Origin of the sequence: Saccharothrix coeruleofusca, assembly GCF_014648515.1 — a bacterium.
Classification (GTDB): Bacteria; Actinomycetota; Actinomycetes; order Mycobacteriales; family Pseudonocardiaceae; genus Actinosynnema; species Actinosynnema coeruleofuscum.
Genome location: NZ_BMRG01000020.1, coordinates 18,647 through 33,320, shown reverse-complemented (window position 1 = coordinate 33,320; position 14,674 = coordinate 18,647). Strand labels below are relative to the sequence as shown.

Below are 14,674 nucleotides of genomic sequence, written 5' to 3'. Positions count from 1 at the left end.
GGTGTTGTCCGCTGCGTCCGGAGCCATGGGGTTCATCTCGTTCGAAGACGCTGGGCCGGTAGCCGTCTGGTTGATCACGCTCAGCTTCGTCTTCTTCGAGTGCGCCTTCATCTTCGGACTCTTCCTCCCAGGTGATTCGCTGCTGTTCGCGGCCGGTGTGGTGCTCGCGCAGCACGACGGCGAGCTGAGCGCGTGGCTGCTGTCCGGCGCGGCGATGGTGGTCGCCGTCGTCGGCAACCAGATCGGCTACTACATCGGCCGGTCCACCGGCACGCGGCTGCTGGCCAGACGCGGCGGCAAGGTGCTCAACAAGGAGAACCTGGAACGGGCGCGCGAGTTCCTCGACCGCCGCGGCTTCTGGGCGATCGTGCTGGCGCGCTGGATCCCGTGGGTGCGCACGCTCGCGCCGATGATCGCGGGCGCGGCCGGGATGGACCCGAGGCGGTTCATGCTGGCCACGGCCATCGGCGCGCTCGCGTGGGTGCCGACGCTGGTGCTCGCGGGCTACTACGCCGCGGGCCTGCTCACGGCCGTGCCGTGGCTGCAGACCGCGGCCGTGGTCGGGAGCATCGCGTTCTTCGTGGTCGGCACCCTCTACGGGCTGTACCGGTACCGGCAGGAGATGCACAAGCCGGTCGACGAGACCGCCGACGAGGTCGCGGACGTCACGCCAGGTCGGTGATGACCAGGTCGGGGACGGCCTGGGCGGCGTTGACCAGCGCGGCGTTGGCCGCGTCGGGGCCGTGCGCGGCCCGGTGCCTGGCCTGCTCGGCGGACCGCCCGTAGCGCATGTGCCGCTCGACCAGCCGGTCCAGCCGCACCCGCTCGTCGGGCAGCAGGAACCACGCCTCGTCCAGCAGCGGGCGCACCCGCGCCCACGGGCCCTCGGGCACGAGCAGGTAGTTGCCCTCGGTCACCACCAGCGGCACGGCCGGGTCCACCGGCACCGCGCAGGCGACCGGCTCCTCGATCTCGCGGCGGAACTCCGGCGCGTAGACCACCTCCTGCCCGGTGGTCTTCAGCCTGATCAGCAGGTGCAGGTAGCCCTCGACGTCGAAGGTGTCCGGCGCGCCCTTGCGCTCGGCGCGGCCCAACCGCTCCAGCTCGCGCTGCGCGAGGTGGAAGCCGTCCATGCCGACCAGCGCGGCGTCCGCGCCCAGCGCGTCGACCAGCCGCCGCGCCAGCGTCGACTTGCCCGACCCCGGCGCGCCCGCGATGCCCAGCAGCACGCGCTCGCCCCGGCCCGCCAGCGCCCGCGCCCGGTCCACCAATTCCTCGAAGCTCATCCGTCCGCCCACCGCGCCAACTCTTCCACCCACGTCCGCGCGGTGTTGCGCACCCGCACGGCCGCGACCCTGTTCGCCCAGTCAACCGCGTCCGCCACCCCGTTTCGCACCAGGTCGCCGCGGGCCACCGCCACGGCCAGCGCGCCGTGCCACACGTCGCCCGCGCCGTTGGTGTCGCGCACCGGCACCGGGGCCACCTCGCGCGAGCCGGTCCCGGTCGGGGCGGACCAGGTGACCGGGTCCGCGCCGTGCGTGCGGACGACCAGCGGCACGCCGCGGGCGTGCACCTCCTCCTCGGACAGCTCGAAGGACGCCGAGCAGGCGGCCACGTCCACCAGCGGCAGCAGCTCGTCCAGCACGGGTTTCCAGCTGCCCGCGTCGAGCACCACGGGCACACCTCGCTCCCGCGCGGCCCGCGCGGCGGCCACCGCCGTCGGCCCGAGGTGGCCGTCGAGCAGGACCACCTCGGCCGCCGCCACCAGCGGCGCCACGTCCACCGGTGGGGGCGTGAACGCCGCGGCGTTGCGGGAGACCACCGTGCGCTCCCCGTCCCGCTCGCGCACCACGACCATGCTCAGCGCGGGCCCGTGGTCGGGCGGGGCCACGTCGTGCACCTCGACCCCGCGCTCGGCCAGCCCCCGCCCCGCCAGCACCCCGAACGGGTCACCGCCGACGGCGGTCAGCAGCGCCGCGCGGTGCCCGAGCGCGGCCACGGCGGTCGCCGCGGTGGCCGCCGGACCGCCCGGCGCCAGGTGCGCGTCCAGCGATTGCATCTTCTGCCCCGGAACGGGGAACTCGATCACCTGCTGGACGACGTCGACGGTCGTCAGGCCGACACAGAGCACGGCTGCCACGGTCGGCGCCTCCCAGCGGGTAGTGTCCGACGCAATCGCTTGCGCAGTCCGGAACGGGGACGAGCCCAATGGTCACCATGCGAGAGGTAGCCGGTCTCGCCGGGGTCTCCATCACCACCGTCTCACACGTGCTCAACGAGACCCGCCCCGTCGCCGAGAGCACCAAGGAGCGGGTGCTCAAGGCCATCGAGGAGACCGGCTACACCGGTGACGCCATCGCGCGCTCCCTGGTGACCGGGGGCACCAAGTCGCTGGGCCTGGCCGTGTCGCTGGTCTCGCACCCCTACTTCGCCGAGCTGATCGCCGCGATCGAGAACGAGGCCACCTCGGCCGGGTACACGCTGGTGCTGATCGACACGCGGGACAGCGCCGACTCCGAGCAGGCCGCGGTGCGGATGCTGCGCTCGCGGCGGGTGGACGGGGTGCTGCTGACCCCGACCTCGGGCAGCGCGGCCCTGCCGGAGCTGCGGCGGCTGGGCATCCCGACCGCGCTGGTGGACCGGTTGACCCTGGGCCAGGACATCGACCAGGTGGGCCCGGAGAACGTGCAGGCCACCTCGGCGCTGGTGACGCACCTGGCGGAGCTGGGGCACCGGCGGATCGGCCTGGTCACCGGCACACCGGGGCTGGCGACCACGGACGAGCGGGTGCTGGGCTACCGGCTCGGCCTCGGCCGGGCTGGCCTGAAGTGGGACGAGTCGCTGGTGGGCACCTCGCTGGAGCCGATGCTCGGGTCGGTCACCGGGGTCGTGGTCAGCGACCACCAGGTGCTCATCGACGTGCTGCACCAGGCCCGCGCGCGCGGCGTGCGGATCGGCGCCGACCTGGCGCTGGTGACCTACGGCGAGGTGGAGTGGGCGGACCTGGTCGACCCGCCGCTGACCACCATGTCCCAGCCGGTGGAGGAGATCGGGCGCACCGCCGTGCGCCTGCTGCTGTCCCGGATCGCCGACCCCGAGCGTCCCCCGGAGACCATCCGACTGGCCCCCGAGCTCAAGCACCGCCACTCCTGCGGCTGCCACCCCACGCCTGCAAGTACTACCAGCCACCCCCCAGAGCGCCGTTAACCACTACCCGGCTTTCCCGAACGCTCGACCCGCGGTGCGCGAACGCTCGGTTCGCGGTGTCCGGGCGCTCGGTTCGGGGAGGCGGGCGTGGGACTTGCGGTAGGCGGTGGGGGTCGTGCCCACCGCCCGGCGGAAGGTGGCGCGGAAGTTCGCCGCGGTGCCGAACCCGGTCGCGCCCGCGATCCGCTCGACCGACCAGTCGGAGCTCTCCAGCAGCCTGCGCGCGCTGAGGACCCGCTGCGAGACGACCCAGTGCATCGGCGACATGCCCGTCTCGCGCTCGAAGTGGCGGATGAAGGTGCGGCGCGGCAGCAGGCTGCGGTCCGCCATCCGCTGCACCGTGATCGGCGACGCGAGGTTGTCCACCACCCACTCGCGGGTCGCGCGCAGGCTGGTCCGGGGCGGGGTGGGCAGGTCGACGTACTGCGGCTCGGTCGCGCCGCGCGGCAGCGACACCACCTCCTTCGCCACCTCGTCGGCGGCCGTCGCGCCGAAGTCGGAGCGGATCACGTGCAGGCAGGCGTCGATCAGCCCACCCGCCCCGGCGGAGGTCAGCACCGGCCCGTCCTCGACGAACAGCCGGTTCTCCACCACGTCCACCCTCGGGTGCTCCAGCCGCAGCCGGTCGGTGTAGCGCCAGTGCGTCGTCGCCGTCCTGCCGTCCAGCACCCCGGCGGCGGCGAGCGCGAACGCGGCCGTGCAGGCGGCGACGATCCGGGCGCCCCGCTCGTCCGCGCGGCGCAGCACCTCCAGGTACTCCTCCGGGAGGGGCAGGCGCGGGTCCTCGTAGCTCGGGACCAGGACGACGTCCGCGCGGTCCGCCTCGGCGAGGGAGTGCGTCGGCCGGATGTCCACCAACGCCGCCGCGTCGGCCGAACCCCGGTCCCCGCACACCAGCACCTCGTAACCGGGGTGGGCGTTGAGCAGGTACACGAGGATGCCGAAGTCCAGCGCGATGGTCCCCGGCACCGCGAGGACGGCGGCCACTCTGCCCGACTGCACTGGCACGATCCTTTCCGTTGTTGGCACCGCACCCGCTGGTGCTCCGCACCCCGCGTCAATACCGTTTTTCCAGGTCAACGGACATGTTGTAGTGAGCGGAGCGAAATGAGCAAGGTGGAGCGGCGCAGCGAGAAGCACGGGGTTTCGTGGGAGGACGAGTACGGCTACGTCCAGGCGGTAAAGCACGGTGACACCATCTACCTCTCCGGTCAGCTGTCGCACGACGGCGAGGAGCTGGTCGCGCCCGCCCCGGTCGACAGCGACGGGACGGTCACCGACTTCGGCAACATGGGCGCGCAGCTGCGGCAGACCTACGCCAACGCGGCGAAGCTGCTGGAGCGCTTCGGCGCGTCGCTGGACGACGTCGTCGAGGAGGTCATCTACACCCTCGACTGCGACGCCCTGTTCGCCGTGGCCGGGCCGGTCCGCAAGGAGGCCTACGGCCGACCGGACCCGCTGGTGGCCAGCACGATGCTCGGCACCACCCGGCTGGCCTTCCCCGAGCAGCTGGTCGAGGTGAAGTTCACCGCACGGGTCTGACCCCCGGTCACGGGGTGGACCGCCACTGCACCGCCAGCTCGTCGCCCGCCGCCACGACGTGGTGGCCCTCGGGCGCGGGCGTGGTGGCGAAGCAGACGCCCAGCGACAGGCCGACCACGCCCCGGTCGCGGTAGCGGCGGCGCAGCTCGTCGCTGATGCCGCCGAGCTTGGTCAGGTCCTGGGTGAGGCAGGCGCGGAAGCGGCTCTGGGTCTGCCTCACCCGCTGGCAGCGCAGCGCGACGACGATGACCGGCGGCACCCCGTCGGCGGGCGCGCTGAGCGCGTTGAACACCAGGTCGGCGGTCCGCGCCGGGTTGTCGAACACGGCGGTGCCGCCCACCGCGGTGGCGGTGACGCCGGACTCGACGTCGAGGTCGGCCGGGTCGCCGAGCGACGCGCCCAGCCAGTAGGTGAACTGGGCGGCGGCCCAGCCCTGCCAGCCGCCGGTCCGCGTCGAGACGACGGAGATCACCGGGTGCTCGGCGCGGACCCAGCGCACGAGCCCGTCGACGAGGTCCTGCGGGGTGATGGTGTGGTACGGCACCGGGGAATCCTGCCGCACGGGGGTCAGCGGGCCGGACCGCGCTCCAGCAGCGCCGCGGCCTCCAGGGCCATCCACGCGCCCAGCTGGACGGACAGGTCGCCCTCCGGGGCGGTCGCGTCCGGTCGCGCGGCGGGCTCGGCCCAGTCCGGGCCGAACAGCGGCCCGGCCACCACGGCGGTCCGGTTCGCCCACGCCGCGTGCGCGGAGGAGAGCACCAGCTCCGCCGCCCGCGCCGTCTCCGGCCGGTCCAGGCGCAGCGCGGCCTGCGCGAGGTAGCGGGCCAGGATGCCGCTGAACAGCCCGCCGTCACCGCCGCCGTGGCCGCGCAGCACCCCGTCCACGGCCAGGTGCGCGTCCACCGCGGTGATGATCCGCGCGGCCCGGTCCGACCACACCGCCCCGCCACCGGCCTGGGCGATCTCCACGCACGCGCCCAGGACCACGCCCTGGCAGTAGGTGTAGAGGTTCTTCTCCACCTCGCGGATCGAACCGTCCGGCCCCACGTGCAGGCCGTCCCACAGCAACCCGGTGTCCGGGTCGAGCAGGTGCTCCTCGATCCAGTCCACGGTGGACCGGGCGCGGTCGAGGTCGGCCGCGTCGCCCCCGTGCGCCGCGAGCCGGGCGAGCAGGATGGCGGCGGGGCCGTTGGCGGGCACGTTCTTGAAGTCGTCGTGCCGCTTCCACCAGATGCCGCCGCCCGCGTCGTCGGTCCACGCGCCGCGCAGCCGGTCGGCGATGGTGGCCACCGCGGCGGGCCGCCCCACCCCCACCCCGGCGGCGCGGTGCAGCGCCAAGCCCAGCCACGCCATGTCGTCGTAGTACTCGTTGGTCCAGCCGGTCAGGTTCCGGACCCGGATGCCCCGCACCAACCGGCGCAGCAGCCGCTGCCTGCCCTCGTCGGGCGCGCGCAGCTGGGCGTCCACCAGGCAGTCGAGCAGGTGCGCCTGCCACCAGTAGCCGAACCGCAGGTGCACCCGGCCCCGCCAGTCCACCGGCCAGCGGGCCGCGCCCAGCGCGGTGCCGGGCAGGCCCCAGACGCCGCGCAGGTGGCGGGAGCGCACCGCGCGTTCGGCGGCACCGGCGCGGGCGGCGAGGATCTTGGCGCGCGTCACGGGTACAGGGTGCCTTCTTGACCGGTCAAGAATCCCGGCGGCGCAGGTCCCAGTGGTACAGGGCCATGGCCGCGCTGGTGGTCAGGTTGTAGCTGGAGACCTTGTCCCGCATGGGGATCGAGAGCACGCGGTCGGCCACGGCCCGCACCGCGTCGGACAGGCCGTGCCGCTCCGAGCCGAAGGCGAGCACCGCGTCGTCGGGGATCACCGCGTCCCGCAGGTCCTCGCCGCCCGCGTCGAACGCCAGGACCGGGCCCGCCAGCCCGTCCAGGTCCGCGAGCCTGCCCACCGGCAGGGCGAAGTGCAGGCCCGCGCTGCCGCGCAGGACGTTGGGGTGCCAGGGGTCCACGTCGCCCAGCGACACCACCCCGCTCGCGCCGAGCCCGGCGGCCACGCGGATCACGGCACCGAGATTTCCCAGGTTCTTCGGGTTGTCGAGCAGGACCAGCGGGGCCGAGCGCCCGGAGGTGGCCACCGGGGCGCGCTCGGCGGAGCGGTCGGCGAGCGCGGCCACGCCCGTCGGGTGGGTCCGCCCCACCACCGCGGTGAACTCGGCCGGGGTGACCACCTCGGCTCGGGCGGTGAACTCGTCGAGCAGGTCGGGGGCGTGGCTGGCGGCCAGGGCCAGGGTGGCCGCCAGGTCGAGCACGAGCACGCGGTGGATCGTCGCCCCGAACCGGAGCGCGTGCTTCACGACGTGGAAGCCCTCCAGGACCACATGCCCGCTCACGCGGCGAGCCTACCCAGCGGCGACCGGGCGCCGGTCCAACTTGAGGCCGATCTTGCGGTGCCCCGGCACGTCACGGGCGGTCAGCGCGGCTTCCACCCGACCATCACGGTTCAAGGACGTGGCGATCGCGTAGCTGTCCTCGCCTTCCGTGAGCCCCAGTTCCTCGTAGTTCACCTGCCACCCCTTCGGCAGCACCACCACGTGCTCGACCAGGGACGTCACATCGGTGAAGGACACCAGGAAGACGTCGGGGCCGCGGCCGCGCACGAAGGGCAGGCACATGGCGGGCCAGCACACCTCAGCCGTGAGAGTGATCTTCTCGCCGCGCCGCATGGCCCGGTCGAAGTGGACGAACGTCTTGACCAGGCGCTCGGTCCACTGGTGGGTGGTGTCCAGCCGCACACCGCCTGATCCGCCGTTCGTGGAGGTGCGCACCTCCACGCTCACCCGGTTCCGCCACTTCAGCGGCCAGTCCCAGTCCACCCGCTCGAAGAAGCTGACGAAGTCCAGGCGGTCGCTGTCCGCCACGACGGTGAAGACCATCCTCTTGCACACGTCACCGTTGCCGCCGATGTGCACCCTCTGCGACCAGCGCTCGACATGCCACCGCTGACCGTGCACCGCTACGAGGATGTCGCAGTACTGGGCGAGGAGTCGGGAGTACAGATCCGCGTGCCAAACCCGTTCGCGCCGCATGGCCAGGGACGGCGGAAGGGCGGCGCGCCACCTCCGGAGAGGACTGCGGAGCCCCGCCAGGGGGTTCGCGTGCTGCCGCAAGCGGATTCCGCTCACCCCGACCTCCTCCGACGCCCCGCGTACAGGGTGGAGGTCACTTTCTCGATCCGGTGAGTTTGTCCCCTGATCGGACGCAGTCGAACTCAGCGGCACGCCGCCGCGGAAGCCGCGTGCCCGGCCCGGCGGCGCAGGTAGTAGCCGGTCCACGAGACCAGCACCAGCAGCGCCACCACCAGCTGCACGGCGCGCGCCGCCGACTCCGGGTACAGCACCCCGTCGACGTAGGTGTCGATGAACCCGCCTGCCAGCTCCTCCTGCCCGGCCCGCACCCGGAAGAAGTCCTCGACCGCGGTCAGCGGGCAGGCCAGCGGGAACACCACCACCAGCACCGCCCACGCCGCCATCGCCGCGTGCGCCCAGATGACCTTGGGCCACCGCCACGCCAGGAACCCCCCGACCACGAGGAAGAGCAGCACCGCGAAGTGGAGCACCATCACCAGCTCGGCGAACGCGCGCGCGACCATCCCCGACCTCCCTACCCCCACAGTAGGCCGGTTTCCCCGTCGGGCACCCGATTATTCAGCCACGTGGCAGAGCCTGCCAGGGCACTCGTGACGCTACGTCGAGCACCAGGTCGGCCATGTGGCCCAGGGGCGCCTGCAGCAGCGGTCCCGGCACGGCCACGGCGAGGTTGTGCTCGTCGAAGGCCAGCGCCACGCCCACCGCGCGCGGGTCGTGCAGCAGGGCCTGGGCCAACCCGGACGACAGCAGCGCGGTGGCGAACGCCGGGTTCTTGCGGCGCACCTCGTACCGGCTGTCGAAGGCCGGGTCGCCGGTGGTGACGAACTGCTCGAACAGCCCCCACACGCTGTCGTCGCGCGGGCTGATCAGCACCCACGGCCCCGGCATCGGGCGCGGCACCACCACCACCGAGTACGTCCGGTACTCGTGCGAGACCACGTTGTCGGTGCGCAGCACCACCTCCACGGCGAGCACGGGCACGCCGCGCCACTGCCCGACCAGCTGGAACTTGACCCGGCTGCGGTCGGCTTCCAGCATCCGGCCGATCTGCGGCACGCGCTCCTGGAAGCCCTGGTCCTCGGCGACGAACCGCCAGCCCAGGGACGCCTCCAGGGCGCGCATCCGCTGTTCCCACTGGTTCACGAACCGCTGGTCGGTGAACGGGTTGCGCTTGCGCCGCGCCAACCCCACGGCGACCCCGGTCCCGAGGATCGCCACGATCACGATGAGCAGGACGAGGGCGGTCACGTCAGGCCAGGCCGAGGTCGGCGAGGTCGAGCAGGTACCGGTAGGGCAGGCCCTGCGCCTCGATGGCCTCGCGGGCGCCGGTGTCGCGGTCGACCACGGTGGCCACGCCGACCACCTCGGCGCCCGCCTCGCGCAGCGCCTCGACCGCGGTCAGCACGCTGCCGCCGGTGGTGGAGGTGTCCTCCACGGCCAGCACCCGCTGGCCCGCGACCTCGATGCCCTCGATGCGCCGCTGCATCCCGTGCTGCTTGGCGGCCTTGCGCACCACGAACGCGTCGAGCACCTCCCCGGACGCGGCGGCGGCGTGCATCATGGCGCACGCCACCGGGTCCGCGCCCAGGGTCAGCCCGCCCGCCGCGACGTAGTCCCAGTCGGCGGTGAGCTGCCGCAGCAGCTTGCCGATCAGGGGCGCGGCGGCGTGGTGCAGGGTCGCCCTGCGCAGGTCGATGTAGTAGTCGGCCTCGGCCCCGGAGGACAACGTCACCTTGCCGTGCACCACGGCCAGCTCGCTCACCAACCGGGCCAGTTCGGACTTGGCACCGGCGTCCAGAACCACTTCAGTTCGCACGGCTGCCAAGACTGTCACACCCGCGCCGCCGCACCACTCCGGCACGCGGTTCAGGTGCGGCCGCGACCGCCCGCCCGCGAGGCGGCGTACCGGAGCAGGCCGCGCGGCAGCAGCCGGGACACCACGACGATGGCCTTGTAGAGGGCGCTGGGCACCGACAGCTGCTTGCCCGCGCGCAGGTCGGCCAGGCAGTCGTGGACCACCCGGTCGGCGTCCAGCCAGGCGTAGCCCGGCGTGCCGCTCATGTCGATGCCCGCGCGCTGGTGGAACTCGGTGCGCACGTAGCCGGGGCACAGCGCCAGCACGCGCACCCCGGTGCCCGCCACGGCGGCGGCCATGCCCTCGGAGAACGCGGTGACCCACGCCTTGTCGGCGCTGTAGGTCGAGCCGCGACCGGGCAGGAAGCCCGCGACGCTGGAGACGTTGACCACCGCGCCGGAACCGCGCGCCACCATGCCGGGCAGCGCGGCGCGGGTCAGCCGCAGCACGCTGGTCACGTTCACGTCCAGCTGGGCCTGCAGCCGGTCCGGGTCGAGCTCGGCGAACTCGCCGGAGTTGGCGAAGCCCGCGTTGTTGACCAGCAGGTCCATCGGCCGCTCGGCCAGCAGCGCCTCGACCTTGGCGCGCTCGGCCGCCGAGGACAGGTCGGCGGGCAGCACCTCGACCGCCACGCCGTGCCGGGAGCCCAGGGCGGTGGCCATGGTGTTGAGCCGGGCCTCGTCGCGGGCCACCAGCACCAGGTCGTGCCCCTCGGCGGCCAGCCTGCGGGCGAACGCCGCGCCCAGGCCCGCGGTGGCGCCGGTGACCAGCGCGGTCGGCGGGGTCACGACTTGCGCCCGAACTGCGGGCGGTAGACCTCGGCGCCGCCGCCGTCGGTCCCGGACGCCTCCAGCTCCGGGTCGGCCTCGAACGGGTCGACCACGTCGGCCAGCTCGCCCAGGTCGCGCAGCAGCCGCTCCAGCCGGGCCGGGCTCGCGCCGGGCGGCGCGGCGGCCAGCACCCAGTCGTTCTCCAGCCACACCACGGTGACGTCCGCGCCGATCTCCTCGGCGGCGTCGACCAGGTCCGGGGTGATCAGCTTGCGGGCGGCGGGCAGCTCGCCGACGAAGGCGTAGCGCGAGCCGACCGGGCCGAGCAGGTCGGGCATCTGGTGGCGCTGGAACGGCACGGTGGACAGCCACAGCTCGACCACCACCGGCAGCGGGCGCCTGCACCGCACGGCCACCAGCACCGAGGTGACCTTGCCGCCGTTCTCGTGGTCGAGCACGTAGACCTGGCGGCGGCCGTCGGCGGTGAAGGTCGAGCCCGCCACCACGTCCTTGGCTACGCCGGTGCCGTAGTAGGCGATCGCGCCGCTCTCCCAGCGGGTGGGCAGCACGTGGTCGGTCTCCTCGAACTGCCACCCGCGCAGCGCCGCCCACCTGCGCCGCTCGCGGTTCCGCGCGGTTCGCTGCGCCCGGTCGGTCGCGAGCAGGGCGAAGCCCGCCACTCCCGCCACCGCCGCCACGGTGAACCAGACCCACGCCGGTATGCCCACGGGTGCGAGGGTAGCGGCCTCGGCGGCCAGAACGAAGATCACGGCACTCGCGGTTCGCGCGAACAGCCCAAGCCGTTACCTCGGAAGCTCGTGTCGAAGATGATCCTCATGACGATGAGCTACCCGTTCCGGCAGCGATGATGCGAACGCCCCCGCACCGGGTGACGGCGCGGGGGCGTCGCGGGCTCGGATCAGCCGCGGCCGACGATCAGCCCGGAGGCGTCGTCGAGCACGTCGACGCGCACCGCGTCGCCGTCGCGGACCTCGCCCGCCAGCAGCTCCTTGGCCAGCTGGTCGCCGATCGCGGACTGCACCAGGCGGCGCAGCGGGCGGGCGCCGTAGACCGGGTCGAACCCGTTGAGCGCCAGCCAGTCGCGGGCCGCCGGGGTGACCTCCAGGGTCAGCCTGCGCTGGGCCAGCCTGCGGCCGAGCTTGCCGACCTGGATGTCCACGATCGAGGTCAGCTCCTCGGTGGCCAGCGCGTGGAAGACCACCACGTCGTCGAGCCGGTTGAGGAACTCCGGCTTGAAGTGGGCGCGCACCACCGACATGACCGCGTCGTGGCGCTGCCGGTCGTCCAGGGTCGCGTCGGCGATGATCTGCGAGCCGAGGTTGGAGGTCAGCACCAGGATGGTGTTGCGGAAGTCGACCGTGCGGCCCTGGCCGTCGGTGAGCCTGCCGTCGTCGAGCACCTGCAGCAGCACGTCGAACACGTCCGGGTGGGCCTTCTCGACCTCGTCCAGCAGCACCACCGAGTACGGGCGGCGGCGCACCGACTCGGTCAGCTGGCCGCCCTGGTCGTAGCCGACGTAGCCGGGGGGAGCGCCGACCAGGCGGGCCACCGAGTGCTTCTCGGAGTACTCGCTCATGTCGATGCGGATCATCGCCCGCTCGTCGTCGAACAGGAACTCCGCCAGCGCCTTGGCCAGCTCGGTCTTGCCCACGCCGGTCGGGCCCAGGAACAGGAACGAGCCGGTGGGCCGGTCCGGGTCGGCCACGCCCGCGCGGGTGCGGCGCACCGCGTCGGAGACCACGCGCACCGCCTCGGCCTGGCCGACCACGCGCTTGGCCAGCTCGTCCTCCATGCGCAGCAGCTTGGCCGTCTCGCCCTCCAGCAGCCTGCCCGCCGGGATGCCGGTCCACGCGCTGACCACGTCCGCGACGTCGTCGGGGCCGACTTCCTCCTTGAGCATCACGGCGGCCTCCTGGGTGGTGCGGGTGGCCGCCTCCAGCTCCTTCTCCAGCGCCGGGATGCGGCCGTAGCGCAGCTCCGCGGCCCGGCCCAGGTCGCCGTCGCGCTCGGCCCGCTCCGACTCGCCGCGCAGCTGCTCCAGCTGCTCCTTGAGGTCGCGGACCTTCTCGATGGAGCCCTTCTCGTTCTGCCAGCGGGCGGCCAGCGCGGCCAGCGACTCGCGCCGCTCGGCCAGCTCGGCGCGCAGCGCGGCCAGCCGCTCGCGGGAGGCCGCGTCCTCCTCCTTGGCCAGCGCCATCTCCTCGATCTCCAGGCGGCGCACGGCGCGCTCCACCTCGTCGATCTCCACCGGCCGCGAGTCGATCTCCATGCGCAGCCGGGAGGCGGCCTCGTCGACCAGGTCGATGGCCTTGTCGGGCAGGAAGCGGGCGGTGATGTAGCGGTCGGACAGGGTGGCCGAGGCGACCAGCGCGGCGTCGGTGATCCGCACGCCGTGGTGCACCTCGTAGCGCTCCTTGAGGCCGCGCAGGATGCCGATGGTGTCCTCCACCGAGGGCTCGCCGACCAGCACCTGCTGGAAGCGGCGCTCCAGCGCCGGGTCCTTCTCCACGTGCTCGCGGTACTCGTCCAGCGTGGTGGCGCCGACCATGCGCAGCTCGCCGCGGGCCAGCATGGGCTTGATCATGTTGCCCGCGTCCATGGCGGACTCGCCGGTCGCGCCCGCGCCGACGATGGTGTGCAGCTCGTCGATGAAGGTGATGACCTGGCCCGCGGAGTCGGTGATCTCCTTGAGCACGGCCTTGAGCCGCTCCTCGAACTCGCCCCGGTACTTGGCGCCCGCGACCATCGCGCCCAGGTCCAGCGCCACGACGCGCTTGCCGCGCAGCGACTCGGGCACGTCACCCGCGACGACGCGCTGCGCCAGCCCCTCGACGATGGCGGTCTTGCCGACGCCGGGCTCGCCGATGAGCACCGGGTTGTTCTTGGTGCGGCGGGACAGCACCTGGACCACGCGGCGGATCTCCGCGTCGCGGCCGATCACCGGGTCCAGCTCGCCCTTGCGGGCGCGGGCGGTCAGGTCGACGCCGTACTTCTCCAGCGCCTTGTAGGTGCCCTCCGGGTCGGGGCTGGTGACCCGCGCGGAGCCGCGGACCTTGCCGAACGCCTCGCGCAGCGCCTCGGGCGCGGCGCCCTGGCGGCGCAGCAGGTCGGCGACCTGCCCGCCGTGCTGGGCCAGGCCGACCAGCAGGTGCTCGGTGGAGACGTACTCGTCGCCCATCTCGGTGGCCAGCTCCTGCGCGCGGGTGAGCACGCGCACGGCCTCGCGGGAGAACTGGGGGGCGGACACCGACGAGCCGGTGGCGGCGGGCAGGGCGCGGGTGATCTGGTCCAGCTCCTTGCGCACCTGGTCCGGGTCGGCGCCCACGGCCGACAGCAGGGGCGCGGTCAGGCCGTCGCCCTGGGCGAGCAGGGCGCCCAGCAGGTGCGCGGGCCCCACGTCCGGGTTGCCCGCGATGGTCGCCGCCTGCACCGCGGCGGAGACCGCCTGCTGCGTCTTCGTGGTCGGGTTGAAAGCGTCCATTCCTCACCTCGGTCGGCGTCGCCTGCGCGGACCGGCGTCCCGCACCGGCCCACACCCGGATCAACGTCAGAAAAGTTGAGTCCGTTCCACTCAACCTACTGCAAGCGGTGTGATCTGGGCCATGCGGGACCTGTCGGAACACGCTGTCCACCGCGCTCGCGGAGGACCGGGCGGGGGCGCGGGAGGCGGCCGAACGGGTCCGGACGAGTGGTGCCCGCCGACGCCGAGGACAGCGGTTTCCGGGCGGGTCGCAGCGCTGCGGAATGGGCCGTTGACCTGCGTCACCCACATGTACCAGCGGTTTGTCCACACGGTAATGTGAGTTGTCCACAATCCGCAGGTCGTTGTCCACAAGTCGGGGGAGCGGGGTCCCCCCTACCGCCAGAGGGGTGAGCCGAGGGCGAGGACGGGTCCACACGGCTGGCAGTGGTGCGCAAGCGGCGATCACGGTACAACCGATGACGCAGGTTCGCTCGTTGGCCGCAACGTAGCGTCACGCACCGAAGTCAGACTGCACTCGAAGGTGGCATCAAGGAGTCAATAACCGATCCGACGGGTTAGTGTCCCCCGCGTCGGGGAGGAAGCTTGACGAGGACGTAGCGCCTTGCTGGCGCCGCTACGAACGTGGAGACTGCGCCCGGACCATGACTGCGAAC

The 14,674-nt window shown here is 73.2% G+C and carries 16 protein-coding genes; 3 read left to right on the top strand and 13 right to left on the bottom strand.

Annotated elements, in window-relative coordinates; all coding sequences use genetic code 11:
• Nucleotides 1–25: 25 nt before the first annotated feature.
• Nucleotides 26–682 (top strand): DedA family protein, encoded by a 657-nt coding sequence (locus tag IEZ00_RS31180; protein ID WP_189227066.1) that lies wholly within the window; start codon nucleotides 26–28, stop codon nucleotides 680–682.
• Here the strand turns inward: IEZ00_RS31180 and IEZ00_RS31175 are convergent.
• On the bottom strand, nucleotides 666–1,286 hold the full coding sequence (locus tag IEZ00_RS31175) for a nucleoside/nucleotide kinase family protein (protein WP_189226949.1): 621 nt from the start codon (nucleotides 1,284–1,286) through the stop codon (nucleotides 666–668). The two genes, IEZ00_RS31180 and IEZ00_RS31175, sit on opposite strands and share 17 nt — an antisense overlap.
• Complete coding sequence (locus tag IEZ00_RS31170; RefSeq protein WP_229796276.1) at nucleotides 1,283–2,140, bottom strand: carbohydrate kinase family protein; 858 nt, start codon at nucleotides 2,138–2,140, stop codon at nucleotides 1,283–1,285. The genes IEZ00_RS31175 and IEZ00_RS31170 overlap by 4 nt, the downstream gene beginning before the upstream one ends.
• 68 nt (nucleotides 2,141–2,208) lie before the next feature.
• On the opposite strand from IEZ00_RS31170, the gene IEZ00_RS31165 reads away from it, so the two are divergent.
• Entirely contained in the window at nucleotides 2,209–3,207 is a 999-nt protein-coding gene (locus IEZ00_RS31165) for a LacI family DNA-binding transcriptional regulator (RefSeq protein ID WP_189226948.1), read from the top strand.
• A gap of 3 nt (nucleotides 3,208–3,210) precedes the next feature.
• Here IEZ00_RS31165 and IEZ00_RS31160 read toward each other — a convergent pair whose 3' ends face one another.
• Nucleotides 3,211–4,209 (bottom strand): GlxA family transcriptional regulator, encoded by a 999-nt coding sequence (locus tag IEZ00_RS31160; protein WP_189226947.1) that lies wholly within the window; start codon nucleotides 4,207–4,209, stop codon nucleotides 3,211–3,213.
• Between the two features lie 105 nt (nucleotides 4,210–4,314).
• Here IEZ00_RS31160 and IEZ00_RS31155 point away from each other — a divergent pair, with 105 nt between their 5' ends.
• On the top strand, nucleotides 4,315–4,749 hold the full coding sequence (locus IEZ00_RS31155; protein WP_189226946.1) for a RidA family protein: 435 nt from the start codon (nucleotides 4,315–4,317) through the stop codon (nucleotides 4,747–4,749).
• Between the two features lie 7 nt (nucleotides 4,750–4,756).
• Here IEZ00_RS31155 and IEZ00_RS31150 read toward each other — a convergent pair whose 3' ends face one another.
• The 10 genes from IEZ00_RS31150 to clpB form a co-directional block, all read right to left on the bottom strand.
• Nucleotides 4,757–5,293 carry a hypothetical protein gene (locus IEZ00_RS31150; protein WP_189226945.1) on the bottom strand — a complete coding sequence of 179 codons (537 nt, stop codon included), beginning with the start codon at nucleotides 5,291–5,293 and terminating at the stop codon, nucleotides 4,757–4,759.
• A 23-nt stretch (nucleotides 5,294–5,316) separates the two neighbouring features.
• Entirely contained in the window at nucleotides 5,317–6,405 is a 1,089-nt protein-coding gene (locus IEZ00_RS31145) for a glycoside hydrolase family 76 protein (RefSeq protein ID WP_189226944.1), read from the bottom strand.
• A gap of 25 nt (nucleotides 6,406–6,430) precedes the next feature.
• Nucleotides 6,431–7,135 carry a TrmH family RNA methyltransferase gene (locus tag IEZ00_RS31140; RefSeq protein WP_189226943.1) on the bottom strand — a complete coding sequence of 235 codons (705 nt, stop codon included), beginning with the start codon at nucleotides 7,133–7,135 and terminating at the stop codon, nucleotides 6,431–6,433.
• A gap of 9 nt (nucleotides 7,136–7,144) precedes the next feature.
• The gene (locus IEZ00_RS31135) at nucleotides 7,145–7,756 is read right to left on the bottom strand and encodes a hypothetical protein (protein WP_189226942.1); all 612 of its coding nucleotides are present in this window, start codon (nucleotides 7,754–7,756) and stop codon (nucleotides 7,145–7,147) included.
• A 257-nt stretch (nucleotides 7,757–8,013) separates the two neighbouring features.
• Complete coding sequence (locus IEZ00_RS31130) at nucleotides 8,014–8,394, bottom strand: DUF2784 domain-containing protein (protein WP_189226941.1); 381 nt, start codon at nucleotides 8,392–8,394, stop codon at nucleotides 8,014–8,016.
• A gap of 55 nt (nucleotides 8,395–8,449) precedes the next feature.
• Nucleotides 8,450–9,139, bottom strand: coding sequence for a hypothetical protein (locus IEZ00_RS31125; RefSeq protein ID WP_189226940.1), 690 nt, complete (start codon nucleotides 9,137–9,139; stop codon nucleotides 8,450–8,452).
• 1 nt (nucleotide 9,140) lies between these two features.
• The gene (pyrE, locus tag IEZ00_RS31120) at nucleotides 9,141–9,695 is read right to left on the bottom strand and encodes an orotate phosphoribosyltransferase (protein ID WP_189227064.1); all 555 of its coding nucleotides are present in this window, start codon (nucleotides 9,693–9,695) and stop codon (nucleotides 9,141–9,143) included.
• Nucleotides 9,696–9,757: 62 nt separating this feature from the next.
• Nucleotides 9,758–10,534 (bottom strand): SDR family NAD(P)-dependent oxidoreductase, encoded by a 777-nt coding sequence (locus IEZ00_RS31115; RefSeq protein WP_189226939.1) that lies wholly within the window; start codon nucleotides 10,532–10,534, stop codon nucleotides 9,758–9,760.
• Complete coding sequence (locus IEZ00_RS31110) at nucleotides 10,531–11,244, bottom strand: TtfA family protein (protein ID WP_209623358.1); 714 nt, start codon at nucleotides 11,242–11,244, stop codon at nucleotides 10,531–10,533. Before IEZ00_RS31110 ends, IEZ00_RS31115 begins: the two co-directional genes overlap by 4 nt.
• Nucleotides 11,245–11,435: 191 nt before the next feature.
• Nucleotides 11,436–14,018: an ATP-dependent chaperone ClpB gene (gene clpB / locus IEZ00_RS31105; protein WP_189226938.1), complete on the bottom strand. Its 2,583-nt coding sequence runs from the start codon at nucleotides 14,016–14,018 to the stop codon at nucleotides 11,436–11,438.
• Nucleotides 14,019–14,674: the final 656 nt, after the last annotated feature.

Bases quoted from the DNA above. Each gene is read 5' to 3' on its own strand.
- IEZ00_RS31175 (WP_189226949.1), bottom strand. From the start codon at position 1,286: ATGAGCTTCGAGGAATTGGTGGACCGGGCGCGGGCGCTGGCGGGCCGG.
- IEZ00_RS31180 (WP_189227066.1), top strand. From the start codon at position 26: ATGGGGTTCATCTCGTTCGAAGACGCTGGGCCGGTAGCCGTCTGGTTG.
- IEZ00_RS31155 (WP_189226946.1), top strand. From the start codon at position 4,315: ATGAGCAAGGTGGAGCGGCGCAGCGAGAAGCACGGGGTTTCGTGGGAG.
- IEZ00_RS31165 (WP_189226948.1), top strand. From the start codon at position 2,209: ATGGTCACCATGCGAGAGGTAGCCGGTCTCGCCGGGGTCTCCATCACC.
- IEZ00_RS31130 (WP_189226941.1), bottom strand. From the start codon at position 8,394: ATGGTCGCGCGCGCGTTCGCCGAGCTGGTGATGGTGCTCCACTTCGCG.
- clpB (WP_189226938.1), bottom strand. From the start codon at position 14,018: ATGGACGCTTTCAACCCGACCACGAAGACGCAGCAGGCGGTCTCCGCC.